We start from the raw sequence: 26,525 nt of genomic DNA on the forward strand, positions 1-26,525 counted from the left end.
AATTTATGGCAAATTTACAGGGAATGATGAAAATAACCGCCATTAGTCAAATTGCTGATGACGTTTATGAAATGGTTTTAGAGGGTGAAGGAGCTAAATACATCACTGCTCCTGGTCAATTTATTAATATTAAGATCAATGATAGTCTTCAGCCATATTTACGACGTCCAATGTCAATTAGTGATTATGATGAAAATCATATTGTAATTGTTTTTAAGGTTGTCGGTCAAGGAACAAAAATCTTGAAGGATAAAGAAGTGGGCAGTTATTTAGATTGTTTGATTGGTCTTGGAAATGGTTTTGAAATTCGTGATGGTAAAGCGTTATTGATCGGTGGTGGTTTAGGAACTCCACCATTGTATAATTTAGGAAAAAAATTAAAAGCTGCTAATCATGAAGTAATTACAGTTTTAGGTTTTAATAGTGCTAAAGATATTTTCTACCAAGATAAGTTTGCAGAGTTTTCTAAGGTTTATATTGCAACTATGGATGGTAGTGTCGGAACTAAAGGAACTGTAATTGATGTAATTAAAAATGAAGGTTTAGAATTTGATCATTATTATAGCTGTGGACCAGAACCAATGCTTGATGCTTTAGCTTTAAATTATCCAAAGCATGGGCAATTGTCTTTTGAAGCTCGAATGGGTTGTGGTTTTGGGGCCTGTATGGGATGTTCATGTAAAGTTAAAACTAAACCATATAAACGAATTTGTGTTGAAGGGCCTATTTTAGAAAGTGATGAGGTGATTGTTGGTGGCTAATTTAAAAGTATCATTACCAGGATTAGAAATGAAAAACCCAATTATTCCAGCTAGTGGAACTTTTGGCTTTGGATATGAATTTACTAAGTTTTATGATATTAATATTCTTGGTTCAATTATGTTAAAAGGGACAACATTGGAACCTCGTTATGGAAATCCTTTACCACGAATTGCTGAAGGACCTAGTGGTATGTTAAATGCAATCGGACTTCAAAACCCTGGGGTAGAAGCTGTGATGAATGAAGAGTTAGAAAAACTAAGACCGGTTTATCAAGATAAAGTAATTGCTAATATTGGTGGTAGTGCTCCAGAAGATTATGTTGAAACAGCTAGACGAATTAGCCAACATGATAAAATTGGAGCTTTGGAATTAAATATTTCTTGCCCTAATGTTCATAGTGGTGGTATTCAATTTGGAACCAATCCCCAAATGGCTGCAGATTTAACTCGTCGCGTTAAAGAAGTTTCTCAAGTTCCAGTTTATGTTAAATTATCGCCTAATGTTACAGATATCGTGGAAATGGCTAAAGCGGTTGAAGCAGCTGGAGCTGATGGAATTACGATGATCAATACATTAGTAGGTATGCGATTTGATTTAAAAACTGGAAAGCCAATTATTGCCAATAAAACTGGTGGTTATTCAGGGCCAGCAATTTTTCCAGTAGCTCTTCGAATGGTATATCAAGTTAGCCAGGCAGTTAATATTCCGGTTATTGGAATGGGTGGTATTACTAGTAGTGAAGACGTTATTGAAATGATGTCGGCAGGAGCTAGTGCAGTTGCGATTGGCTGCCAGAATCTAGTGGATCCATATGCTTGTCAAAAAATTATTGAAAACTTAGATCCATTATTAGAGCAATTAGGCATTGATGATATTAATAAAATTGTGGGACGTTCACATCAATTTTAATAAATCCAGAGAATTGGTTAGTCCAATTCTCTTTGTTTTCAATAACTATATCTAAAAATATAATAAAATAATGGTGGTGATTAAATGGATTTAGATAAACTGTTAAATAAAAAACAAAAGGAAGCAGCTGTTTATCTGGATAGTAATTTAAGAATAATTGCTGGAGCTGGTTCCGGTAAAACTCGGGTGGTTACTTATCGGATTGCCTATTTAATTGATGAAATTGGAGTAGCTCCATATCGTATATTGGCGATTACCTTCACTAATAAAGCGGCTAATGAAATGAAAGAAAGAGTGGCTAATCTTTTAGGCCCTCATGGGATGGGAACAGTTATTTGTACTATTCATTCATTATGTGTTAGAATTTTGCGTCAGCATATCAATGTTATAAATTATCCTAGTAATTTTATGATCATGGATGAAGAAGATCAAAAGGCTTTATTGAAAAAAATTTATACCCAACTATCAATTGATACTAAAGCCATTAGTTTAAAAAGTATGCTTTCAACTATCTCTGATTATAAAATGGCTAATATTACGCCACAAAGAGCAATCGAGTTGGCTGGAGAATTTCAAGGTGAATTAAAAAAAGCTAAAGTTTATCAAAAATATCTAGAATATCAAGAAAATCATTTCTTGTTAGATTTTGATGATTTATTATTAAAAACCGTTTATATTTTTGAAAATTATCCCGATGTATTGGAAAAATGGCAACGTAAATTCCAATATATTCATGTTGATGAGTTTCAAGATGTGGGAAATATTGAATATCGTTTAGTTAAACTAATGTCAAAACAGGCAATCACTTGTGTTGTTGGTGATCCTGATCAGACCATCTACTCTTTTAGGGGTGCTGATGTTAATTATATTCTGGATTTTGATAAAGATTTTAAGCCATGTAAGACAGTTATTTTGGATCAAAACTATCGTTCGACAGGTAATATTTTAAATGTTTCCAATAATTTGATCCGTAAAAATGAACATCGTCTAGAAAAAGATTTATTTACTCAAGAAACCGGTGGTGCTGAGGTAATTCATTATACTGGTAAAAATGAACAGGATGAAGCTGATTATATATGTGAGCAAATAGAAAAGATCATTAGTGAGGTTGAAGGAGTTAATTATAAAAACTTTGCCATTTTATATCGAGCTAATTATCTATCAAGAACGATTGAACAGGCCTTAATTGCCCATGGTATCGATTATCGTATTTTTGGTGGCTTAAAGTTCTTTAATCGTAAAGAAGTTAAAGATGCTCTTAGTTATCTGCAACTAGTTTGTAATGATGAAGATTTAGCTTTTGAACGAATCATAAATGTTCCCTCACGAGGAATTGGAAAAAAGACATTGGAAAATATTCAACTAGTAGCGTTAAATAATCATGTTAGTTTATATGAAGCCTTAACCTTATTCAGTGATCAAATTAAATTATCTAATAAAGCTAAAGGTGAAGTGAAAAAGTTTGTGAAGGCAATTGAAGAAGCTAAAGCTTCTAAATTACCATTACATGAAATGTTTGAAAAATTAATTGAAGATGTTGGGTATATCGATATGCTAAAACGGGATTTAGAAGATAACCGCATTAATAATATTCAAGAATTGCAAAATTCAATTTATACTTTTACTATGCAAAACCCCGATATTGCTACAATTGAAAACTATTTACAGGAAATTTCATTGTATACTGACAATGATACGATCGATGATGATCAGTATGTAAGTTTGATGTCAATTCATATGGCTAAAGGATTAGAATTTGATTATGTCTTTGTCTTAGGACTTTCAGAAGGAATTTTCCCAAGTTTTCGGACTTTAAGTGAATCTGATGATGGTCTGGAAGAAGAACGACGATTAGCTTATGTTGCCTTTACCAGAGCTAAAAAACAATTATTCTTGACAGATAGCGAAGGCTATAGTTTTGTAACTGATTCTCCTAAAACCGCCAGTCGTTTTATTGACGAAATGGGAATTGAAGGAGTTAAGCATTTAGGAGTCAAGCCTCGATTTAAAACAGCTAATTATATCGATAGTAAACCAACTAAAGAAGAATTAATCGGTGACAATCAGGTAAAAGATTGGGCTGTTGGTGATTTTGTCATGCACGACACTTTTGGTAAAGGGGTTGTCGTGAAGGTCAACGGTAAAACTTTAGATATTGCTTTTGAATTACCGGCTGGATTAAAAACTTTGATGGCTGGACATAAAGCATTAAAAAAACTGACAAATTAAGCACTTAAGGTGCTTTTTTTGTTATAATTTAATTATGTAAGGAGATTAGATGATGACAAAAGTCGTGTTTTTAGATATTGATGGAGTAATTGCTCCAACTGAAAGCAGTAAATTTCCGGTTTTAAAACCGGATAAAAAAGGGAAATATGATCAAGAATATTATCATACGATGGCCAGTAATTATCAAAAGAAAAATCAGATGGATTTTTTAGATGGTTATGATATGTACATTGTAGAAACTGGTTGGTCACTTACGGCTTGTAATCGAATCCGACAGCTGCTTAAACAAACTAATAGTAAAATAGTCATGGAGAGTTCTTGGATCCATGCTTATGGTAAAACTAGTATGCCAGGCCTTTTGAAGATGGTCCATTTAGACCAGGATTATATTGATATTGCTCCAGGTAATGATAAATTAGATGGAATCCAGCGGTATCTGAAAAATCATCCTGAAGTAGATGATTTTGTGATTATTGATGATGAAGATTATTGGAACTTATCAAAACAGTTTGGTTATCATTTAATTAGAACTAATGATTATTTTAATGATGAGGATTTTGATTTGGCTAAAATGATCTTAGATGGTGCTTTTGAATATAAGATCGATGCTAATAGTTTTAATATATCAGTTTTGAATAATCTAGCTTTAATAGCTAAATATCATCTTTGTAGCAGTGATCATGGTCAAATGCTTTTGGTTGATCAGGTCGTTATTTTAAATTTAAATCTGCAAAGATTATTGATGCGATTTTTGATTCAGGAATTATCACATTTAGCTTTTAAATTAGATTGTGATGATGGTTATGTTTTAGTAGCTAAAAAAGCTTATTTTAATGGCATCAAAATTCATTTTTGGTATAATCTAGTTTTAGAACGGTTAAATATCAATCATCAATATTTAACTAATGATGATCAGGCAACTTTAATTCATAGTGAGTATAGTCCCTATAATTATGAAAATGAATGGAAAAATGAGGTTTGACCTCATTTTTTGATAAATAAAAATTTTATTGTTTTATCCTGGTAGGGATTTTGGTATAATAGAAAAGATTTTAGAGGTGAGATAATGAATGATATAAATAGATATGAAGAGTTGAAGAAACAAATTCTATATCACAATGATCGTTATTATAATCAAGATGATCCAGAAATCAGTGATTATGAATATGATATGATGATGCAGGAGCTGAAAGCTTTAGAAAAAAAACATCCAGAATTAGTTACTAGTGATTCACCAACCCAACGAGTTGGTGGTAGTGCTAAACGGGAAGCCGGGGTATTGGTTCGTCATAATGTTCCAATGCTTTCTTTACAAGATGTTTTTTCTAAAGAAGAAGTCTATGAGTTTGTATCACAAATGCAAGAACAGTTAGATGATCCAACGTTTGTAGTTGAGTATAAAATAGATGGTCTTTCAATGGCTTTACGTTATGAATTTGGCCGTTTGAATTTAGCAGTAACTCGTGGTGATGGGATTTTGCAGGGTGAAGATGTTACCGCTAATGCCCGAGTTATTAAAGATGTTAAAAAAAGATTAAAAGATCCCATCGAATATTTAGAAGTTCGTGGTGAAGTCTATATGACCAATGAAGCCTTTGAAAAGGTTAATGAAATGCAGGAAATTAAAGGTAAAAAACTTTTTGCTAATCCTCGTAATTGTGCTGCTGGGACGCTACGACAATTAGATACATCGATTACTAAAGAAAGAAACTTATCAATGTTTGTTTTCAATATTCAAGATGCCCGGGGCAAAGAATTTACGAGTCATGTTCAAGGCTATGAATATTTAAAAGAGCAGGGAATTAAAATTATTGAAGATTATCATGTTTGCAAAACAGCCGATGAAGTTTGGCAGGCAATTGAAGCTATTGGCAATAATCGTGAAAAGTTAAAATATGATATTGATGGTGCGGTAGTTAAAATCGACAGTTTTGCCGATCGGCAACGGTTAGGAAATACTTCAAAAGTACCACGATGGGCAATTGCTTATAAATACCCTCCTGAAGAAAAAGAAACTAAATTATTGGATATTGAATTGTCGGTAGGGCGAACAGGTCGTATTACTCCAACGGCCATCTTTGAACCAGTACGTCTTTGTGGAACAACTGTTTCTCGAGCTACATTACATAATCAGGATTTTATCGATGATTTAGATATTCGTATTGGTGATACGATCGTAGTTTATAAATCAGGAGAAATTATTCCAAAGGTCAAAAGAGTAGTTAAAGAAAAAAGGCCGGCTGATAGTGTTCCTTACCAGATTGGAAATACTTGTCCAGTTTGTGGGGCTCCGGCTGTTCGCTATGGTGATAATGCCGATATTAAATGTACTAATGATAGCTGTCCAAGTAAATTAGTAAGAAATATCATGAATTTTGTTGGTCGTGATGCCATGGATATTAAAGGCTTTGGTTTAGCTTATGTGGAAACTTTGGTTAATTTAGGTTATATTAAAGATATCAGCGATATTTATGGTTTGATTGATAAGCGGCAGGAACTTTTGGATAAAAAAGTTATTGGATTAGTAAAAAGTACTGATAATTTATTAAATGCTATTGAAAGAAGTAAAAATAATGATGCTGCTAAATTATTGACTAGTTTTGGTATCAGTAATGTTGGTAAGGCAGCTGCCAAAAGTTTGATGAAAAAATTTAAGACCATTGATAATTTAATGAATGCTTCTTATGCCCAGTTAATTGAAGTCAATGATATTGGTGATGTTAGTGCAATGGCCATTATTAATTATTTTAAAAATCCTTATAATCAAGCAGTCATTCAACGCTTAAAAGATTATGGTGTTAATATGGAAGTAATTGAAGATGAAGATAGTGATGATCGTTTTGAAGGGCAGACATTTGTCGTAACCGGGACTCTACCAACTTTATCACGTAAAGAAGCAGCTGCTTTGATTGAAAAACATGGTGGGAAAGTTGCTGGTTCGGTTTCTAAAAAAACTAATTATCTGGTAGCCGGAGAAAATGCTGGAAGCAAATTGACTAAGGCCCAAAGTTTGGGAATTAATGTAATTAGTGAAGAAACTTTACTTGAAATGGTGAAGTAGGTAAAATAATGCTATAATGCACTGTATAAAGGAGGAAACTACCAAGATGAAAAAAATAATTGCTCTATTAGTGTTAGTGATGTTACTTGCTGGATGTAGTGATGCTAAAGATACAGTAGAAACGCAAACAGCTAATGATGCTTCATCGACTGATAGTTTAGATGATACGTTTTACCGAATTGTAAAATTTGATATTAATGAAAACCGGTCTAGTTATTATCGTTCATTTAATACGGTTGATTTTCAAACTATTGGTAGAGAATTAGAAGTTTTGTCAACCGATGAATTTTCTACTAGTGATTATTATATGGCTGAAGGACAAATCTTAAAGTATGATAATATGGAACAATTGACAAAAAGAAATAATGATAATAACGACTATGAATACTCGTTACAACCAGATTATGGTCGGGTCATTAGTAATGTTACAGCTCCAACGATGGTAAGTACGGTATATGAATTAGATTTTTATAGTCGTAGTGGTGATGATTATCAATTGGCTGGAGCTTCATTTGCAATCGTTCTAGACCCTCGGGAAACGAATAACACTCAGCTTTCAACTTATATGGATGAATCTGAAGTAATTGCTTATGGCCGGGAAGTTATTCCTAAATTATATGATTATTTAAAAACCCTTGATGAAATCAAAAGTTTACCAGTTAATATCTGCGTGTATTATGCTACTAATACTAATGAAAGTGAAATCGATGGTCGTTATATATTAAAATCTTATTGCAATGGTGATGTTGGTGAGATTGAAACATTAGATTATGATATGTTAATGTTTTCTAGCAGTGAAGCTGCAACTAGTGATGAAGAAACATCATCACAGTTTGAAATTTTTAAAAGCAATATTAAAAATGTGGCTGTAGAAGCTGTTGGTGTAATTGGTTATGGTCGTTATCGAGATGGTCAGTTACAATCATTAAGAATTAATATTAATGCCAATGTTAAAACATATACGGAATTGTTACATTTAATTGAAACAGCCGCTGATGAATTAAATGCTCAATTTGGTAATGAATATGATATAACTGTATTAGTTTATTCTCAAGATCAGTTAGAAAATATTATTATTAAAGAGCGCGGTGAATCAGCGAAGAGTATTTTGTTATATTAGGAGGAAAATATGGAAAGTAAAGAGGCAATGTTAAAAAAACTTGGTTTAAAAACTATGTTTAATATTAGTGATGAAGAAATGCCTGAGCTAATTGAAGAATATGATATTTTTATGAACCATGTTGCAGTATTGGAAAAAATCGATACTGATGGTGTAGAACCATTACCTTATCCTTATGAAATTGAAACATCATTTTTACGTGAAGATGAACCAGTTGACATCATAAGTTTAGATGATGTTTTAAAGAATGCTAAGTGTGTTCAAGATAATCAAATTAAAGTTCCAAAGGTGGTGAAATAATGAAAGTAATGTCAATCGAAGAATTGCATCAAAAGATTGTAAATGATGAAATTGATTTATCAAAATACTATGAAGAATTATTTGAAGAAGTAGAAAAGCAACAAGAACGATTGAATGCTTTTGTTACGATTACTAAAGATAAAGCATTTGATAATATTAAAAATATTGAAGTTAAAGAAAATGAAATGCTTAAAGGAATTCCGGGAGTATTTAAAGATAATTATAATACTAAAGGAATCAAGACAACGGCATCTAGTAAGATGTTAGAAGACTATGTACCGGTTTATGATGCAACTGTAGTGGAAAAACTATATGATGCCGGAGTTAGTCTAATTGGAAAATCAAGTATGGATGAACTGGCTATGGGTGGTACTAATAAATCAGCTTTAACCGGGCCAGTCTTTAACCCTTGGGATTCGTCACGAATTGCCGGTGGTTCATCAGGGGGGAGTGCTGCTTTAGTTGGAAGTGGAGTTGTTCCATTTGCTTTAGGTAGTGATACTGGTGATTCGATTCGTAAACCGGCTGGTTTTTGTGGGGTCGTTGGCTTTAAACCAACTTGGGGACGGATCTCTCGTTATGGTGTAATCCCTTATGCCTCTAGCTTGGATCATGTTGGGGCTTTTACTCGTAATGTACGTGATATGGCAATTGTAACCGAAGCCTTAGCTGGTCGTGATGATCGCGATATGACTTCAAGCAGTTTGCCAGTTCCTCATTATTTAGATAATTTGACTGATGATATTAAAGGCTTGAAAGTTGCTGTTTTAACTACAGTAAGCAATGAAATTAGAAATACTGATATTAAAGAAAATTTTGAACATGTAATTAAAACATTTAAAGATTTAGGAGCTGAAATAGGTGAAGTTACAATTCCACTATATTTAGCTAAAGCTATTTTGCCAACTTACACTATTATTGCTAATAGTGAAGCGACTAGTAATCATTCCTGTTTAGATGGAATTAAATATGGTGATCGTCAAAGTGGTAGTTCAACTGATGAAGTAATGATCAATTCACGAACTGATGGCTTTGGTGCACATATCAAACGTCGTTTTATTTTAGGAAACTTAGCGCTGGCAACAGAAAATCAAGAACGGATGTTTAGAAAAGCACAACGTGTACGGCGGTTGATTGTTGAAGAATTGAATAAAATTTTTAAAGATTACGATATTATCTTAACTCCAAATAGTGGGGCGATAGCTCCTAAATTAGATGAGGCCAATGATGACCGTTTATCTGATGAATACATTATTTTAGAAAATCATTTGGCTTTAGGTAATTTTGCTGGAACACCAAGTATTTCGATTCCATCAGGTTTTAGTGAAAATATGCCAATTGCGGTTAATCTGATGGGAAGAATTTTTGAAGAACAAACAGTATTAAATGCAGCCTATGCTTTGGAACAGGCTCTAGGCTTTGCTAATCAGTATTCAAGAAAGGGGTAGAAGAGAATGAATTTTGAAACAGTTATTGGTTTAGAGGTCCATTGTGAACTTAAGACAAAATCAAAGATGTTTTCAGGTGCCCCAGTTACTTTTGGACAGGCTCCTAATACTAATGTAAATATTATTGATTTAGGGATGACTGGTGCGATGCCAGTATTAAATAAAGCTGGTGTAGAATTTGCCATTAGAGTCTGCAGCGCTTTACATATGGATATTGATGAATTAGTATGCTTTGATCGTAAAAATTATTACTATTCTGATTTACCTAAAGGTTTCCAGATTACTCAAGATCGCCATCCAATCGGACGTAATGGAACGATGAACATTGAAGTTAATGGTCAAAAACAAGTAGTGGAAATTGAACGTTTGCATATGGAAGAAGATACCGCTAAACAATTACATTTTGATGACTATTCTTTAATTGACTATAACCGGGCTGGAATTCCATTAATTGAAATTGTCACTAAACCAACTATTCGTAGTGGTGCAGCGGCAGCAGCTTATTTAGAAAAATTACGTCAAATTTTATTATTTACTGAAGTTAGTGATGCAAAGATGGAAGAAGGATCAATGCGTTGTGATGTTAACGTATCTATCCGTCCTTTTGGTAGTGATAAATTTGGTACTAGAACAGAAATAAAGAACTTAAATTCAATTTCTAATGTTCAAAAGGCAATTGAATATGAAGTGGCTCGTCAGGAAAAAGTGTTGATCAGTGGTGGTGAAGTGTTACAGGAAACTCGTCGTTATGATGAGGATAAAAAAGAAACAGTAGTTATGCGAGCTAAAGGTGATGCGGTTGATTATAAATACTATCCAGAACCTAATATTTTACCAATTCGGTTAGATCATCAATGGGTTGAAGATATTATTGCTAAAATACCAGAGATGCCTGAATCACGGGTTGAACGCTATATCAATGAATATCAAATTCCTAAAACTGATGCCTTGATCTTAGTTGCCACAAAAGAAGTATCTGATTTCTTTGAAGCGGTAATTAAACAGACTAAACACTACAAGATTGCTTGTAACTGGATCTTAGGCGAAGTGCAGGCTTATTTGAATAAGCATAATTTAATCATTACAGAAACTAAAATGACACCGGAATATTTAGCTAAAATGATTAATTTTATTCAAGATGGAACAATTTCTAGTAAACAAGGAAAGAAAGTCTTTGAAATCTTGATGAAAGAAGGAAAAGATCCTGAAGTAATCATTGAAGAAAATCATATGAAACAAATTTCTTCACCAGAAGAATTGACAGTGATCATTAATGAAGTTTTAGATGCTAATGAACAATCAATTGAAGATTACCGCAATGGTAAAGATCGAGCTGTTGGCTTTTTAGTTGGACAGATCATGAAGAAAACTGGAGGTCAAGCTAATCCAGCAGTGACTAATAAATTATTAGTGCAATTATTAAAACAGAGAATTTCATAATATACAAATACCAAGATATTTGGTACAATTATCAAAGGAGGTTATGAGTATGGCTCACGAAAGATTTAGCTTTGATGATGAATTTGAAAGCGTAACGGGGACTCCTGAAGTTAATACGTCGCAAAAAAATGCTGAAGATGATTTCAACTCTGTTAATGACAATGGGAAAAATAGTAAAAAGAAGATGAAGAAAAAGAAAAAAGGTAAATTTAAAATTAAAAAGTGGCAAATAGCTTTAATTATTTTCTTATTGTTAATAATTGGCTTTGTTGTTTATGTTTTTATTGCTGGAGATAATGATGGTCCAGTTTATGGTGATCGTTGTGCTTCTTTGATTGCAATTGATGAAACTCAATTTGATTCGATTGAAACAGCAATCGAAGCTGATGGTAATATAAATAATGTTGAAATTGAAGTTGATTGTCGAATTATGAAAGTTTCGATTGATTTTATCGATAATACAACTACAGATACCGCTATTCAGTTAGCTACGAATGCTTTACATACGATAGATGATTCATTTGGGCAACCAAAAGCTGATGATGCTGTTTATAGTGAACTGTTTGGAACTGCCAATGGTCGGGGACAATATAATGTGGAATTTGTTTTAACAAGTAATGGCGATACTAATTTTCCAATATTTGGAACTAAACAACCAACTAGTGATGAAATTAGTTTTACCGGTGCTAATGTTAAAGATCAGGCTGCTACCGATCGGGCAACAAGCACTTTGGAACAATAGACGAGCATGGCTCGTCTTTTTTAAAGGAGAAGGACATGAAGAAAAACGATTATTTTTATGGTGAATGTGTTGATTTAACTTACGATGGTCAGGGAATTGTAAAAGTTGATAATTTTACTTATTTTGTTAAAGGAATGCTGGTAGGAGAAACTGGAAAATTAAAAGTTATCAAAGTTTTAAAAAACTATGCTATTGCTCGATTAATTGAATTAGATCAAGTATCACCATATCGAAGTGAACCTAAATGTGCAGTTTTTAAAGCTTGTGGTGGTTGCCAATTACAGCATATTAATCAACAGGGGCAACAAAAGTTTAAAACTAAACGCGTTATTGATTGTTTAGAGCGAATTGGTGATTGTCATGTTCTCGTTAATGATTGTTTAATGATGGAAGAACCATGGCATTATCGTAATAAAGTTCAAATGCCACTAGGTATCAAAAATAATCATTTAGTAACGGGATTTTATAAAAAGAAGTCAAATGAAATCATTCCTTGTGATAATTGTTTGATTCAAAATAAATTATCTAATCAAATAACTAATCGAGTTCGTGAACTAATGGAACAGTTTAATATTCATCCTTATGATAAAATGGCCCATCAAGGAAATATTAAACATATATTAACTAAACAAGGCTATCATACTAATGAAGTAATGCTGGTTTTAATTAGTTATCAAGATAAAATCAAACATATAGATAAGTTAGTGCAAATAATAACTCAGGAATTTCCAATGATTAAAACAGTTATTCAAAATATTAATCCCCGGGTTGATAATGTAATACTAGGAGACATAGAACGGGTTTTATATGGTGATGGTTATATTTATGACTATCTTTTAGGCAATAAATATAAAATTTCTTTAAAATCATTCTATCAAATTAATCCGGTTCAAGTCGAAAAACTATATCAAACAGCAATTGATTTTGCAAATTTAAATGATAATAATATTGTTTTAGATGCTTATTGTGGTATTGGAACGATTGCTTTATCATTGGCAAGACATGTCAAGAAGGTTTATGGAGTAGAAATTGTTCCTGAAGCGATTGAAGATGCTAAATTTAATGCTAGTAATAATCAAATTGAAAATGTTGAATTTTATTGTGATGATGCGGGCAGATATATGATGGAACTAGTTAGACAGGGAATACATTTAGATGTAGTCTTTGTTGATCCTCCAAGAAAGGGTTGCTCAAATGAATTTTTGGATTACTTGATTAAAGCTACTCCTGAAAAAATTGTTTATATTTCTTGTGATGTTGCTACGCAGGCTCGTGATATCAAATATTTACAAGAACATGGTTATATAGCTAGAAAATGTCAGCCTGTTGATATGTTTCCGCAAACTACTCATATTGAAAATATCGTTTTGTTAACTAAATAGTATTTTTGAAGTGACATTATACTGTTAATAATGTCACTTTTTTTGCGTTTATTTAAATTAATTTAATCTTGAAAAAATCTTAAGAAAATCGTTAGAAAAATATCATTTTATTTTAAAAATGGTGACAGGTTATTTGGTTGACAAAACTTATAGGCTAAGGTTATACTTTTACTATAAATCATGTAAAAAATTGAGTGAAAAAGAGGAAAAAACCGTGAGAAAAATTAGTCAGGTTAAATACAATAAAATGCATTGCACCAGATGTGGTAAGTTTACTGCGGCTGATTTAGCGGGTTTTAATTTTAGTCAAATTTTTGCTAAGTCACTGGTAAATAACGATGTTTATCAGGTGCTAGCGAGACTGGATTTAAAATTTTATTATACACTTCGAGATCTATGTCAGGAGTTGTCTTTTCAAAAGAAAAATAATGCTATGAGTGTTTTAAATTTAACGGTCGGTCATGTTATTAAACAAATTGAATTTTTGATGCGACCAGTTACTTTTCAAGAAATTCTCCAAAGTGATCGTAATACTTTGTTATATAATAATTTGTTTACAGCTATATATTCTAATCATGAAAATTTTGAAGAAAAAATGCAAGATATTGAACTTTTGATTGACACCTTGTCAAGACATCAATCAGATGAAATTATTACTTCAGTTCCAATCGAAATAATTTTTGATTATGATGATTTAAACAATGAAATTCCGGTGGGGATTAGATATTGCGTTAATGACCAGATCCATGAAGAATATCAGCGGATTTGTCCTAATTGTGGTAGTGTTTTTGATCGTCAATCGGGATATCATCACGAATTTATTATTGCTATGGTGGGGTTAGGTGATTCTGGTAAAACGACATATTTGACAGCTTTGATCGATCAATTAGCTAAAAATATAGATGGAGCCGTTATATCGATTACTGGTGGCAATTGTCAAGCTGTTTTTAAAGATAATTTAGATAATTATCATTTAAAAAAAGCTGTGAAGAGAACAACGATCGATAAAATGCCTTTAGTATACTTATCGGTAAAAGTAAATGATAAAGAATTTAATTTTGTTTTTGTTGATGTTCCAGGAGATATTTATAATTTTCAAAATGATGCCGGTGCAGATTTTATTAATGAAAAATGTCAGATATTAAAAAATGCTGATTTAATTTATTGTTGTGTTGAACCGGCAATGATCAGCTCAAAATATCATAATTTTCATTGGCAACACCAAGATAGTTATGAGGGTTTAGCTAATCTAGCTAATAATTTAAATCTTATTTTTTCAAATAAAATACCGGCCGCTATTATATTAACTCAATGTGATTTATTGCAAGAGAGTTATCCTGATATTTATTTACCGGAAATTGCCGTTTTAGAAGAAGATTTTATTTTAGATGGAAAGTTGAATCTTACTAATGTCAAAGTTCAACAAGAAAAAGTTTGGCAGTATTTTAAAAATATGAATAGCTTTACTGCTACAATCGATGACTTGTTTGCTGGCTATGCATTCTTTGGAGTTTCTTCTTATGGATTTGATGTTACTGATCCAGCGGTAGTGAATAAAACACTTAATCCCTCACTGGTTGAATTACCGTTTATTTGGACTCTTGCAGTTTTAGGCTGTATCGATAGTTATGAAATGGATATTAGTAAAAATGTATTTAAAAAAGAAATAGAACGTTTTAATCTGGTAACTGATAGAAGTAGATTATATTTTAAGGAGCAATAATTAATGAAATCATTAAAAGAATTAGTTGAAAGCAAAGAAATTGAATTGGTTGATCATGATCTGATTTATAAATTAATAGCAGTTATGATCATGTTGGGGTTGTTGTTGATTTCATTGGTTATTTGTTTTGATGGATTTAATAAAATACCGGTTATTGGTAGTGGTTTAAATGCAGTTTTAAATCTAATTAATGAAATAATGGCATTTCTTGCTAATTTAATTAGAAATATTTTACAAGTTATCACAAACTAAAAATATGAGTTGGAGGAATAAATATGGCGTTTCATGTTGTTCATTGTCCCTTATGCGGTCATGTTATGAGTGCTAATGAATTAGCCTTTGATTTTGGCGAATTAATTAATATTGCTTTAGAAAAAATGAAAAATCGACATTTTGGTGCTAGTGAAGAGTGGTTTGATCTTACTGGAATCAAATTATGTTTATATTTGACTTTAGAAGATTTAGTTAAAGAATATGGTTTTACTAAAGTTAGTGATCATACTTATCAAGGAAAATTTATTTTTACAACCGATGATTTAGGGAAACAGTTAGTAAAGATTGCTAATAGCGATAAAGCTTCTATTGATATTTTATCTTTGACAACGGATACGATAGAATACGAGAATCTAACTCATTTCATGGCTAAGTCGAAAGATGAAGATCTTGATGAATTAGCAGAAAAAATTCAAGAAATTGCTTATCGAATCAAAAATAATCGGGGTGTGATGATCGTTAACTTTGATGTAGTCGTTAAAATGCAAGAAGATGACCAGGGCAATCTTTTTGCCAATAAACTCGAAGTCACTTTTGAAGATAAAAAAAATAAAAATATTTCAAAATTTGTTTGTAAAGGAAAAGATGGTTTTCCTTGTGGTAAAGAATTATATGGTCATGCCGGACGTTATCAGGAAATTATCATCGGTCTAGCTGGAACAGCTCGAGTAGGTAAGACGGCTTATCTGGCAGCTTTATTGGCTAGTATCATGAAAGAAGGCAACGGTATTGAATCATTAGGCTTTGATCAAGATGTATTAATCAATATTGCTTATTCGGGAGAAGGCTGGCGCACATTTAAAGCCGACTTATTAGAACCATATATTTTTGGTAAAAAGATTGCTAAAACACCAGTGTTGCGGGATACCAGCAGTAATAATAAAGAAGCAGTTCCCTTGTTTTCTTTGACTTTTAGAGTCAATAATCGTCGCAATTATATTTTTACTTTCATTGATATGCCAGGTGAAGTTTATGATGATGCAATTGATAATGAAACGGGGGCAGATTATGTCAGTGCTCAACGGGAAATTATTAAATCAGCTGATATGATCTGGTTATGTATTGCACCATCACAAATTGCGAAAAAGCATATTGTTGCCACAGCTGACCAGGTTAATATTAATATTATGGAAGCTTTTGCCAATATTGAAAAAACCATGCAGGCCATTTCGATGACTAGAAAAATACCAACTGTGGTATTAATTACTCGAAGTGACGAAGCAACAGAGGAATATGGAATCTTTAATCCAGGATTTAATCCATTTGCTTCGAAGAATAATCCCATGCAATATTTAGAAGATAAAACTAATAAAACCCCTTGGGTCAATGAAAAGGGTGAATTGTTTTATGATAATATGAAATGGTTTATTGAAAAATCTTATCGATATTTAAATTTGACCCCAGCAATTCCCGCTACGATAGAAAATATTTTTGGTCCTTTTACTCCATTAGCAGTAGCCTCATATGGTTTTTCAGTTGATAACCCGCTGGCAGATAAAGCAAGTGGCAGTAATTTACCAACTCCCTCAATGATTGAAGGACCATTTTTATGGACCTTAGCGACGTTAGAAATTATTCCTGTTTATAAAGAGGAAATGGTCGTTAAAGAACGAAAAAAATTATTTGGATTAGTTAGTGAAACCTATCAGGAATTAGAAAATGTTATCGTTAAAAAAGAAGATCTTGATAAAATATTCTATTATCCTTTTCAAGTAGTTAGATAGGGAGGAATTATGATGCAATTATTATATGCAAATGATGGAATAAATTATCGAACAATCAGTAAATCAGTTGAACTTACAAGTGGGATTGAACAAGCATTACTACAAACGTATTTAAACTATGATTTTATAGTCAATAGTTCTAACTATTCATCAATTGAACAGGAACCAGAAACTATTACCTATACAGTTAGTAATTTAAATAATGAATTACCAGAAAATTATTTAATTGTTACTAAAGCGGGTCATATGAGTAAAATAGCTACACCCAGTTATTACTTTCATGCTTTAATTGAAAAAGTTGACGATGATTTTTTTAAAGAAGATTTTTTTAGGATCTTTAATTATGAATTTGTTAAAGATCAAGATATCAGTCAATATAATCATCAAAGCATTGATAATTTTCATTTTACAAATAACAATATTCATCAGGTTTTATTATCAAAAGAACAAATAGTTTATATTCTAGCAATGTTCATGGATAATGAAAAAAATAATTTAAAAACCAAGATTATTGTTGATGTAAATGGTGATGATTATAATCAGCGTTCTCGAGAAATTTTGGCAGCAATTTATTATTATTTACCTTATGGGTTAAGAAAGAGATATGGATTTTCTACTTATCAGCGTCAAGAAATTACAAGCGGTAAAATTTCATTTGTCTTATATCCAAAAGAAGAAATAAAAAATATTAATGAGACGTATATTGATTTAAATCAGATAGATTATCAAGCCTTATCAGCTAAAATAAACCGCCAATTTTTGGATTATGCTAATTATTTAGTTAATGGTTTAGATGATGTTCAAAGAAAAAAGCATTTTGAAAAATTGTCCCAAATTGCCAATCATGGTCGTTTGAAAATTGATGATTGTGTAACTTATTATAATAATTTAAATAAATGGACCAAAGGTCATCAGGAGGAATTATTACCTGAATGGATTAATTATGTTGATCAAAATGGTTTTCGAAAAGGCCCATTATTTGAAATGATGCTAGAAATCATAAAATCTAAAATCGATAACCAATATTACAATGATTATTTAATTAATCAGGTTTTAAAAGTCCATCAAGAAAAATTATCAGAATTATCGTTAATGGCAGCTAAAACAATTCGTTTTGCTGGTTATTTTGAACATTTGAAAATTAATCAGGAACAATTTATTAACTGGTATTTTGAATCTGGTAACTTAAAAGAACTAGATAAAACTAATAGTGTTCAAGAAATTATTGAAAATACCAAAGTCATAGCTGATGAAATTGAACGATTACAGCAGGTAGATATTGGCTCTAAACAGTTACTAGAAATAATTGATCTTATTGTAAATAAACTAACTGATTTACTAGAAGAAAATAAACAACAACTAGAAGGGCATATCTTAACTGAAGGAGATCGAATTGGTCAGTTGCTTGCTAAGACGACGACCATGAATGTATCAGAGTTTTCTAATAAAATAAAAGAAATTGAATCTCAAATTGTTTTTGAAGAAAATCAGGAAATATTGCGTTTAGCAATCATTGAATGGCTGGAAAAATACTTATCTACTCAAGCTACAAAAAAAGATCTAATGGCGGCAAAGGAATTTGTCAATGATATTCAAGCAACTTTAAGTAATGATGATTATCAAACGATTATGCAGCAAATAGATATGAAACTAACTGCAATGGCAAAACAAAAACAGCGATTAAATTATCAGATAACTGATCTTAGTTCAGTTTTAAATAATTATCTGCTATTAACTGATTATTTGAATAATGGTATGTTTAATAATGATGATCAAGTTAATGTCTTATTTGATAATTTCAATGTTGAAATGGAAGTTAGAATTTTAAAACGATTGTTAGAGTATTTATTGACAGCTGATCAATATGAAGAGAGCTTTAATCAATATCTTGATCGATTATTTGAATTAAAACTTTTAACACCTGTCCATTTTAAATCATTGATAAATGGTAGTAATGATGATTACCAAATCAAAAAGATTACTGATTATTATTTCAAACGTTTTGATCCAATTGAAATATCTGGTAATTATGTTTATCAAATTATCGGCGAAGATAAACCGCAACTACTCAAACAATTAGGTAAATATTATCAAAATGATCAAAATTATGAAACTGTAATATTTAGACAGCGAATCAAAAATAAAGGTGCTGATCAAAATCTAGATAAACTGAAAAAAGGGTTTAAATTATTTAAGAAATAGTGGTAATAATTATGGAATATTTATATCAGAAATTTTTAAATAGCTTAAAAGATTTAAAGCATATTGAATGGTTTGTTGCTCACAGTGACCAATATGAATTTAATTCGATAGAAAGCCAAAGATTAATTGATTCTTTGTTTAATAAGATTCAAAAGAAAAATATTTTTTATTCGGATATTAAAGCAGAATATCAAAAACTAGTCGGGATGTTTGAAAATAATCCTTTTAACTATAAATATGATGTATTGCAACGAGATAAAGAAAAGGCAATTACGACTAAATATAAAAATAATTATTTTATCAATATCTCAGATTTACAAGGAAACCAATATCCAGTGGCGTTTCAATATCTTTTGGATAATCCTCTAGAATATCCATTAGAAAAAATTAACAGTGATTTTGATAATCAGTTAATGAATGATCGAATTATGGTAGTACAGAATTTTGAAGCTTTACAACAGCGTTATCAACAATACTACAATCAAGATGTTAAGGAAGCTTTAAACGACTATCATAAGATAAACTTTGGTAAATCTTATCATTTTATTTCGACAATGATCAGCTTTGTTGTTTATAATTATTTATTGTTTCGTATTGTTTATGAAATCCAATTTTTTAATCTAATTCTCCATTTTAATCAATATTTTAGTGATAACTATGGTCTGCGTTATTCAGCAAGGCATTTATTAAATGGGCATCCTTATTTAGGTTTAATCATTATCATGTTAATTATATATTTTATTTATTTAGATATTCACTATATTTATGGGTTATTTTACAATCTGTATGCCTTTTGTAAATATAACAATATTTATAAACATCATAAAAGAGTAGTTACTTTATATGACCAGTTTAGTTTTGATTTTAAAGCTTGTCTTAAAGAAAATTTATCTAATCAAATTGTGGTGGCTAATCATCGTGATAATGTCTATCTTCCATTACTGGAAATGATTAGTCGTAAATATAATTTTTATGGTAAAAAACTAAAACATGAAAAAAGAACTAAGATAAGTGTTTTAGTACCTGATCAAAAATTCTACCAAAGGCCTATCTCTCATCAATTAATTAAGTTATTGGTCTTGTTGGTATTGGTAGAAGCTATCTGTCAAGTAACGATGATTATTCAATAGTTTGAATAGAAAGGGGAATTGTAAAAGTAAAGTTTATTATTAATCGAAAAATAGAGAAATTATCGATATTACTTATGGGTAAAGCAGACGGTATCGTGCATTTTAATTTATTTAGATTAATAATAAATTAAAGTTTTAATTACTTGTTTGTGTCCGCTTGTAAAGACGGACGGAAATGGAGGAAATCATGAAAAAAAAGATTGCTGTTTTAATTTTAGCTGTTTCGATGATTTTGACTTTTGTAATCAAACCAGTTGCAGCGACAACTGATGATAAACTCTTAGATGTAGTTTTAGTATTAGATCAATCGGGATCGATGAAGACCAATGATCCTGATGGTTTAATGAAAGAAGCTGCTCAAACATTTATCACCATGTTACCAGATAACAGTCGTGCTAATATTATTACCTTTAACCGTAGTCGCAGTATGTGGCAAAATGGATTGACTGAGTTAAATGATGATAGAACTACCAGATCAGCAACTGACTGGATCAATGATGTTGAATATACTGGCGATACTGATCTTTCTAACGCTATTGGTGATGCTGTCGAGATGTTTGATGTATCTGACAATCGCGTTCATGCGATTCTAGTTTTCTCAGATGGTCGTAATGACTTTGGCTTTGATAGAAATGAGGAAGTTGCTGCTGATGAAAGATTAAACGATGCTTTAGCACTTGCCAAAAATAATGGAATTCAAATATATTGTATTGGCTATGGTGATGAAATGGTTAATACTAATGATCAGCCTTATCAAAAGTTAGATAGTGTTGCTATCGCCAATTCGGCTAATCGAATTACAACGCAAACCGCTCCAACATCAATCAATGATTATTTTAATACTGTAATTGCTGAATTGATGGATGCTAATTTAATTTTGATAAAAGATAATAAAATTAAAATTGCTTCTAATGTTAAAGAAGCAAATATTAGTATTACTTGTAATGATGATATTGGTGATGCCGGAATAAAACTATTTGATCCTGATGGCAATGAAATCAATTTTAACAATAATCAAGATGTCAGTTTGCATTTATATCAACATAGCGCAGTAATCAAACTTTATGATCCTGATCCGGGTACTTATACGATTGAAAGTAATAAGGATATTGCTATTACAACTACCTATATTCCTTATTATCAATATCAATTAAATACTACGATTTTAGATAGTGCCGGACAAGTAGTTGATCATATTAGTAATGGGGTCACTTTAACGATAAATTCTACGATCCAGCAAAATGGCAAAAATGTAACCACAGTCGATACTTATGATAACGTTAAGGCTCAAGCTACAATCACACCGTTAGATACTAAAGAAAGTAAAACTGTATCATTAAGCTATCAAAATGGCAGCTTTGTAGGAGAAGCAATTTTAGATCATGTAGCTTTATATAATATCGATATTTTAGTAGAATCTGATTCATTTAGATTGACAGATTCTATAGAAATTCAAGCTGATAAACAGCCAATAAGTCTAGATATCGATAAACTGAAAAATCAAGTATTAGATAAAACCTTTAAAAGCAGTGTTACTAAAGAAATCCCAATAGCTACTTTAAATGGAATTGTTAATGATGTTGATGATGTTGGATTTCAAATTACTAATGCTACTTCGACTAATCAAGATAATGTTACCGTTCAGTTAAATGATGATTGTTTGATACTAACTGGAACAAGCTGGGGTTCTTCGACGGTTACTTTGACTTATGAAGATGGCTTAGGTAATCGTGTTGATGCATCATTTTCAGTTAAAGTTAATGATGTGGCTTTAGTTATTTTCTTTGCATCGATTCCATTTATAATTGGTTTGCTTGTTTTGATTATTGCTTTGATAATTATTAGACAATCACGATATATCAAAGGAACCTTTACGGTCAATAGCATTACCTATCATCATGATATTGAAACATTTAGTATTTCGAATCAAAAAAGTTATTCAAGCAATATTTTCTTAAAAAGAAAGAAAACATTGGCAACAGGAATCAGCTTATACATAAATGATCTTTATCATGAAGCTTATAATGATCGAATTGAAACATTGAATAATTTGTTGAATCAAAATCAGGCAATCAAAAAAGGATTAGATGCTGTTAAGTTTATTGGAACTTACTTAGGACGCAATGGGCTTAAGTTGGTTGTCAAAGATGCTAATGTTTCTTATTCAAATAATTTACGTTATGGAGTTAAAATTATTGAAAATTGGAAAGATAGCAAAGATTTTGTTTTCTATCTTAAAGATGAAACAGGTTTAGAAATCTGTATTGAAGGATCTTATACATCTTCGATAATTAAAAAAATAAATAATACGTTTGATGATACTAAGATATTTAATGATACTACTAATGACCATCAATCATTTGACGAGTTTGATGATTTTAATGATTTTTAGTAAAAGAAAAGAGGAAAGAGTATGGCACTAAGTCAAATAAAAAAAGATAAATTAAAAGAATTAGAGCTTAACCGTAATGGAGTTGCTTTTGTCAGTGAAAAATCACATGTCAAGCCTAATCCAACTATTATCATCAGTTTAGGTGGGCTGGGAGCTAAAACAGTCAATATGCTTAAAGGAAAGTTTGAACGAGAAATTGGACAATCTGATAAAGTTTTCTTTCGAATTTTGGATGCTGACGTTGAAGATACTGATAAAGTTTGCAAGATCAAAAAAGATGGAACCAAGAATAATGATTTAAATGCCCATATGGATGCTGGGGAAACGATTCCTTTATATGATCCCATTATTAGTCAATTATTATATAAAGAATCAATTCCGCAAAATATTAAAGCCTGGTTAAATCCGGCTTTAATTGGTACGCCGTTAAGAAACGATGGAGCTCAGCAGACAAGACAGATTGGTCGGGCGATGTTAGTTAATGATACGGTGTATCATAATATTCGAACTAAATTCCATACAGTAATTAATAAAGCTATTAGTAAGGCCAATGAAATTAATGGCAATGTTGATGTGATTGTTATTGCTGGGATTTCTGGGGGAACTGGGTCTGGAACCATTATTGATATTCCATATATGATTCATGATATTTTCAATGAATTAGGTTTTATTAAATATACATTAGCAGGGTATATTTATACCCCGGATGCTCAATTTGAAGTAGAAGGAATAAAAAATAATGAAAATATCAAACTTAATTTGCAAACGAATGGTTATGCTGCTTTAAAAGAAATTGATTATTTTATGAATATTGAAGAAACTGGCAGCAATTATAGTTTAAAGTTAGGCGTTGGCGAAGTTAATTCTAATCGCAATATCTTTTCAGCTTGTACGTTGATTTCTGGTTATTCTGAAACTGGGGGAATCAATTCTCTAGATTTAACGATGGGGCGCTTGACTGATCAGTTAATGGATATGCTTACCGATATTTCTTTTGTTGATGCTAGTGGTCAGCCAGTTCAATTAGCTCATTCTTTGATGTCTAATGCTTCACCAATGTTAAAAGCCTGGTTTATCAATCATCCTAATCGTAAGGATTTTCATCGTTATGCTTCATACAAATATCAAGTATTAGGATATAATGCGATTAAGATTCCTCGGGATGAAATATTAGCTTATTGTGTTAATAAAATTTATGAAAATGTGTTAACTGAATTTACAAACTTTAAAAATGTCAATAAGAAAATGCTTGATGAAGTTTATGCCACTACTAGTATTGATAATATTGTTTCGGTTAGACAAATGGTTTTAACTTTAAATCCTAATGATCCAATTAATCGAAATATTATTATTGATGAACCGATTAAGAAAAATATGGTTAAAAATAATCAGATGTATGGTTATAGTCTAGCTTCCAATTTGGCGGGCTACTATGCTCAAAAAATTACTAATGCTTATCGCAGTCAGTTTGAACAAAAACTTTATGATGAATTATCTAAACAAGTCGATCGTATTTTTAATACCTATGGACCATTTGTAGCTTTAAAAGCGATCAAGCATCAGTCAATTGAAAAAGGAATTGGTGATCCTAATGACGAACCATTTTCTGGAATTGAAGAACAGTTATTAAATTTAAGCGATATTTTTAGACAGCAGGCCAAAAAAGCCAAAAATACTTATACTAACGGGGGACAGCAAAAAGTTATCCAGTTAGCTAACAATGCTACAGGCTTTACCTCAGGTAAAAAAGAGATGAATGAATATAAAGATACATGTGCCAAACTGGCAGTCATTAACATTATTGATGCTCCGTTATATGATATGATTGCTGATGGTCTGTATAATGTTGCTGTTGAGATTAATCGGTTAAATAATGAAATTTTTGATGTTTATACCTCAGTATTAACCGAAATTCAAAAAATCTTGAATCAGGATGGTCAATACTTTTCACAATCTAGTAAACAGACAATTGGAAATACTACTAATTATTCGATTAATATTCTAGCCAGTGGTGAAGAAAAAGCTAAACGGCTGGAAAAATATCTTGAAAGTTTTATTTCAACTGTTTCTGTTCAAGAATTGGCGCAAAATTTCATTGAAACAATGCGTAATAATCGTGAAAAATGGATTGCTCAAAATAATGAAGACGATTTTGATGTTGTAAGTGAAGTAAGAGAGCTGATGGATCAATGTTTGACTCATAATAATATGAAAACAGATATCATCGAAAAATTTGTGGCTGTTGCCTATAATAGTCAAGACATCACGGCAGAAGAATTAGATGCTATTTGGTCTGATAATAGTCCAGGTTCTCCTAAAATGGATGCTTTAAATGCTGCTGCTTTGGAAATTTATAATGCCTTAGAAAATGGAGCTAAAACATTAGCCCAATCAACTGGTATTTCTTTTAAACAGTTTACTTCTCAAGTATATATGGGAACTTTAGCTGATACACCATTATTATCAAAAATCTTAGCGGAAATGATTATTCAAAGAGGCAATACACCAGCTACAAGTAATGCTAAAAATAAATTTATAGTTACTCAGCGTTATGTCAATTTACCAATGTATATTTTAAAAGGGATGGAGAAGTTAGACGAACATTATAATCAAAATCCAAGTGCTGGTCGTCATATGGATGAAAACAACGAATATTGGACGCGTTTCCCGAACCCATATACCATCGATAGTGTTGCCAAAGATATTTCTGCTCGTAATGAAGTTTATGAGGTAATTGAAAATAATTCAGATTACAAATTTTTAATGAAAGTTAAACAAGAAGTTGATTTAGGAATTGATTACTTAAAATCAATTGATTTAAGTATCAATCCGCAAACAAATAAATGGGAAATGAAGCTTATGGATATTGTCCGGGAACCAGAATTAGATACTTTTAAGGCCGCATTAACAAAAAAGATTAAACGGAATCAAGAAATAAATTTGATTGAATTTATGAAAGAAAACGGCTATGTAATTAATGAAGTATTAGTAAGTATTGGTGATACGGATATTGATTTGAGTATTCGTGATTTAGAGCGTGATGTCAGTGGTAATGATGCTTTAAAATACCAAGATTTACCAGTTCCAATTGCTGATATGTATAAATGGATTCGTAAGTCAATTAAATATATGGATATTATTGAAAAAAATAATCCTAAATTCCAAAAAATTCACGATTTAATTGAAGAAATTACCAAAAGTGTTAATGAAAATCGACAATTCATTGATAATGTTGAAACATTTGCGTTTTGTCTTAGAACTGGTTTGGTTAAACAAAAAGAAAGTGATAAAAATGTCTGGATGTATCTAAACGGTAAAGATCCAGTTACTGTTAATTTAAATATAGCTAAATCATTTGATCGCAAATATTACTTATATAATGTTTTCAAACAGTTTACCAAAACTGACCCTAATCGTTTGGCAATGCTAAAACGTCAGGCTATTAATTTAATCGAATCTAGTCAGCAGGTAGATTATCAAACAATTTTAGAACATATCAAATTTGTTTTAAGTAATGAAGATTTAGGTGATCCATTTAAGTGGGAAGATATTAATGATGAAGCTTTTTTACAAGGGGTAGCTGAAAAATATTGTATTACTGATGAAGAATTTGATGATGCTAATCCAGCTAAAGATCTGCTACGTTTCTATAAATTAATCTTAACGAATATGGAGTAATATTAATTAA

18 protein-coding genes are annotated in these 26,525 nt (G+C 31.3%); all 18 read left to right on the plus strand.

Going from position 1 to position 26,525, the window contains the following annotated elements:
* Positions 1-5 precede the first annotated feature (5 nt).
* The 18 genes from Q0K54_RS03105 to Q0K54_RS03190 all read left to right on the plus strand — a co-directional run bounded on the left by Q0K54_RS03105 (position 6) and on the right by Q0K54_RS03190 (position 26,515).
* The gene (locus tag Q0K54_RS03105) at positions 6-761 is read left to right on the plus strand and encodes a dihydroorotate dehydrogenase electron transfer subunit (protein ID WP_294578390.1); all 756 of its coding nucleotides are present in this window, start codon (positions 6-8) and stop codon (positions 759-761) included.
* A complete protein-coding gene (locus Q0K54_RS03110) occupies positions 754-1,671 on the plus strand; it encodes a dihydroorotate dehydrogenase (RefSeq protein WP_294578391.1) in 918 nt (305 codons plus the stop codon). The genes Q0K54_RS03105 and Q0K54_RS03110 overlap by 8 nt, the downstream gene beginning before the upstream one ends.
* Positions 1,672-1,755: 84 nt before the next feature.
* Positions 1,756-3,900 carry an ATP-dependent helicase gene (locus Q0K54_RS03115; protein ID WP_294578392.1) on the plus strand — a complete coding sequence of 715 codons (2,145 nt, stop codon included), beginning with the start codon at positions 1,756-1,758 and terminating at the stop codon, positions 3,898-3,900.
* A gap of 52 nt (positions 3,901-3,952) precedes the next feature.
* Positions 3,953-4,882 (plus strand): HAD domain-containing protein, encoded by a 930-nt coding sequence (locus Q0K54_RS03120; RefSeq protein ID WP_294578393.1) that lies wholly within the window; start codon positions 3,953-3,955, stop codon positions 4,880-4,882.
* An 84-nt stretch (positions 4,883-4,966) separates the two neighbouring features.
* Positions 4,967-6,961 carry an NAD-dependent DNA ligase LigA gene (gene ligA, locus Q0K54_RS03125; protein WP_294578394.1) on the plus strand — a complete coding sequence of 665 codons (1,995 nt, stop codon included), beginning with the start codon at positions 4,967-4,969 and terminating at the stop codon, positions 6,959-6,961.
* Between the two features lie 46 nt (positions 6,962-7,007).
* Positions 7,008-8,081 (plus strand): CamS family sex pheromone protein, encoded by a 1,074-nt coding sequence (locus Q0K54_RS03130; protein ID WP_294578395.1) that lies wholly within the window; start codon positions 7,008-7,010, stop codon positions 8,079-8,081.
* A 9-nt stretch (positions 8,082-8,090) separates the two neighbouring features.
* Complete coding sequence (gatC, locus tag Q0K54_RS03135; RefSeq protein ID WP_294578396.1) at positions 8,091-8,381, plus strand: Asp-tRNA(Asn)/Glu-tRNA(Gln) amidotransferase subunit GatC; 291 nt, start codon at positions 8,091-8,093, stop codon at positions 8,379-8,381.
* A complete protein-coding gene (gene gatA, locus Q0K54_RS03140) occupies positions 8,381-9,829 on the plus strand; it encodes an Asp-tRNA(Asn)/Glu-tRNA(Gln) amidotransferase subunit GatA (protein ID WP_294578397.1) in 1,449 nt (482 codons plus the stop codon). The genes gatC and gatA overlap by 1 nt, the downstream gene beginning before the upstream one ends.
* A gap of 6 nt (positions 9,830-9,835) precedes the next feature.
* A complete protein-coding gene (gatB, locus tag Q0K54_RS03145; RefSeq protein ID WP_294578398.1) occupies positions 9,836-11,269 on the plus strand; it encodes an Asp-tRNA(Asn)/Glu-tRNA(Gln) amidotransferase subunit GatB in 1,434 nt (477 codons plus the stop codon).
* Between the two features lie 49 nt (positions 11,270-11,318).
* Complete coding sequence (locus tag Q0K54_RS03150) at positions 11,319-12,011, plus strand: hypothetical protein (protein ID WP_294578399.1); 693 nt, start codon at positions 11,319-11,321, stop codon at positions 12,009-12,011.
* A 35-nt stretch (positions 12,012-12,046) separates the two neighbouring features.
* The gene (rlmD, locus tag Q0K54_RS03155; RefSeq protein ID WP_294578400.1) at positions 12,047-13,393 is read left to right on the plus strand and encodes a 23S rRNA (uracil(1939)-C(5))-methyltransferase RlmD; all 1,347 of its coding nucleotides are present in this window, start codon (positions 12,047-12,049) and stop codon (positions 13,391-13,393) included.
* Positions 13,394-13,607: 214 nt separating this feature from the next.
* On the plus strand, positions 13,608-15,116 hold the full coding sequence (locus tag Q0K54_RS03160) for a hypothetical protein (protein ID WP_294578401.1): 1,509 nt from the start codon (positions 13,608-13,610) through the stop codon (positions 15,114-15,116).
* A 3-nt stretch (positions 15,117-15,119) separates the two neighbouring features.
* The gene (locus Q0K54_RS03165) at positions 15,120-15,368 is read left to right on the plus strand and encodes a hypothetical protein (protein ID WP_294578402.1); all 249 of its coding nucleotides are present in this window, start codon (positions 15,120-15,122) and stop codon (positions 15,366-15,368) included.
* A 23-nt stretch (positions 15,369-15,391) separates the two neighbouring features.
* Positions 15,392-17,113, plus strand: coding sequence for a hypothetical protein (locus tag Q0K54_RS03170; RefSeq protein WP_294578403.1), 1,722 nt, complete (start codon positions 15,392-15,394; stop codon positions 17,111-17,113).
* Between the two features lie 9 nt (positions 17,114-17,122).
* The gene (locus Q0K54_RS03175; RefSeq protein WP_294578404.1) at positions 17,123-19,315 is read left to right on the plus strand and encodes a hypothetical protein; all 2,193 of its coding nucleotides are present in this window, start codon (positions 17,123-17,125) and stop codon (positions 19,313-19,315) included.
* A gap of 11 nt (positions 19,316-19,326) precedes the next feature.
* On the plus strand, positions 19,327-20,445 hold the full coding sequence (locus Q0K54_RS03180) for a hypothetical protein (RefSeq protein WP_294578405.1): 1,119 nt from the start codon (positions 19,327-19,329) through the stop codon (positions 20,443-20,445).
* 187 nt (positions 20,446-20,632) lie between these two features.
* Positions 20,633-22,837: a vWA domain-containing protein gene (locus Q0K54_RS03185; protein WP_294578407.1), complete on the plus strand. Its 2,205-nt coding sequence runs from the start codon at positions 20,633-20,635 to the stop codon at positions 22,835-22,837.
* Between the two features lie 21 nt (positions 22,838-22,858).
* On the plus strand, positions 22,859-26,515 hold the full coding sequence (locus Q0K54_RS03190; RefSeq protein ID WP_294578408.1) for a tubulin-like doman-containing protein: 3,657 nt from the start codon (positions 22,859-22,861) through the stop codon (positions 26,513-26,515).
* The last annotated feature ends 10 nt before the right edge of the window (positions 26,516-26,525 follow it).

The sequence above is a fragment of the uncultured Thomasclavelia sp. genome (assembly GCF_944324745.1).
GTDB lineage: Bacteria > Bacillota_I > Bacilli_A > Erysipelotrichales > Coprobacillaceae > Thomasclavelia.

Excerpts from the sequence above, each read along its gene's own strand:
- Q0K54_RS03150 (WP_294578399.1), top strand. The coding sequence starts at position 11,319 with ATGGCTCACGAAAGATTTAGCTTTGATGATGAATTTGAAAGCGTAACG.
- Q0K54_RS03105 (WP_294578390.1), top strand. The coding sequence starts at position 6 with ATGGCAAATTTACAGGGAATGATGAAAATAACCGCCATTAGTCAAATT.
- gatB (WP_294578398.1), top strand. The coding sequence starts at position 9,836 with ATGAATTTTGAAACAGTTATTGGTTTAGAGGTCCATTGTGAACTTAAG.
- gatC (WP_294578396.1), top strand. The coding sequence starts at position 8,091 with ATGGAAAGTAAAGAGGCAATGTTAAAAAAACTTGGTTTAAAAACTATG.
- Q0K54_RS03115 (WP_294578392.1), top strand. The coding sequence starts at position 1,756 with ATGGATTTAGATAAACTGTTAAATAAAAAACAAAAGGAAGCAGCTGTT.
- Q0K54_RS03120 (WP_294578393.1), top strand. The coding sequence starts at position 3,953 with ATGACAAAAGTCGTGTTTTTAGATATTGATGGAGTAATTGCTCCAACT.
- Q0K54_RS03180 (WP_294578405.1), top strand. The coding sequence starts at position 19,327 with ATGGAATATTTATATCAGAAATTTTTAAATAGCTTAAAAGATTTAAAG.
- gatA (WP_294578397.1), top strand. The coding sequence starts at position 8,381 with ATGAAAGTAATGTCAATCGAAGAATTGCATCAAAAGATTGTAAATGAT.
- Q0K54_RS03165 (WP_294578402.1), top strand. The coding sequence starts at position 15,120 with ATGAAATCATTAAAAGAATTAGTTGAAAGCAAAGAAATTGAATTGGTT.
- ligA (WP_294578394.1), top strand. The coding sequence starts at position 4,967 with ATGAATGATATAAATAGATATGAAGAGTTGAAGAAACAAATTCTATAT.
- Q0K54_RS03185 (WP_294578407.1), top strand. The coding sequence starts at position 20,633 with ATGAAAAAAAAGATTGCTGTTTTAATTTTAGCTGTTTCGATGATTTTG.
- rlmD (WP_294578400.1), top strand. The coding sequence starts at position 12,047 with ATGAAGAAAAACGATTATTTTTATGGTGAATGTGTTGATTTAACTTAC.
- Q0K54_RS03170 (WP_294578403.1), top strand. The coding sequence starts at position 15,392 with ATGGCGTTTCATGTTGTTCATTGTCCCTTATGCGGTCATGTTATGAGT.
- Q0K54_RS03175 (WP_294578404.1), top strand. The coding sequence starts at position 17,123 with ATGATGCAATTATTATATGCAAATGATGGAATAAATTATCGAACAATC.
- Q0K54_RS03130 (WP_294578395.1), top strand. The coding sequence starts at position 7,008 with ATGAAAAAAATAATTGCTCTATTAGTGTTAGTGATGTTACTTGCTGGA.
- Q0K54_RS03190 (WP_294578408.1), top strand. The coding sequence starts at position 22,859 with ATGGCACTAAGTCAAATAAAAAAAGATAAATTAAAAGAATTAGAGCTT.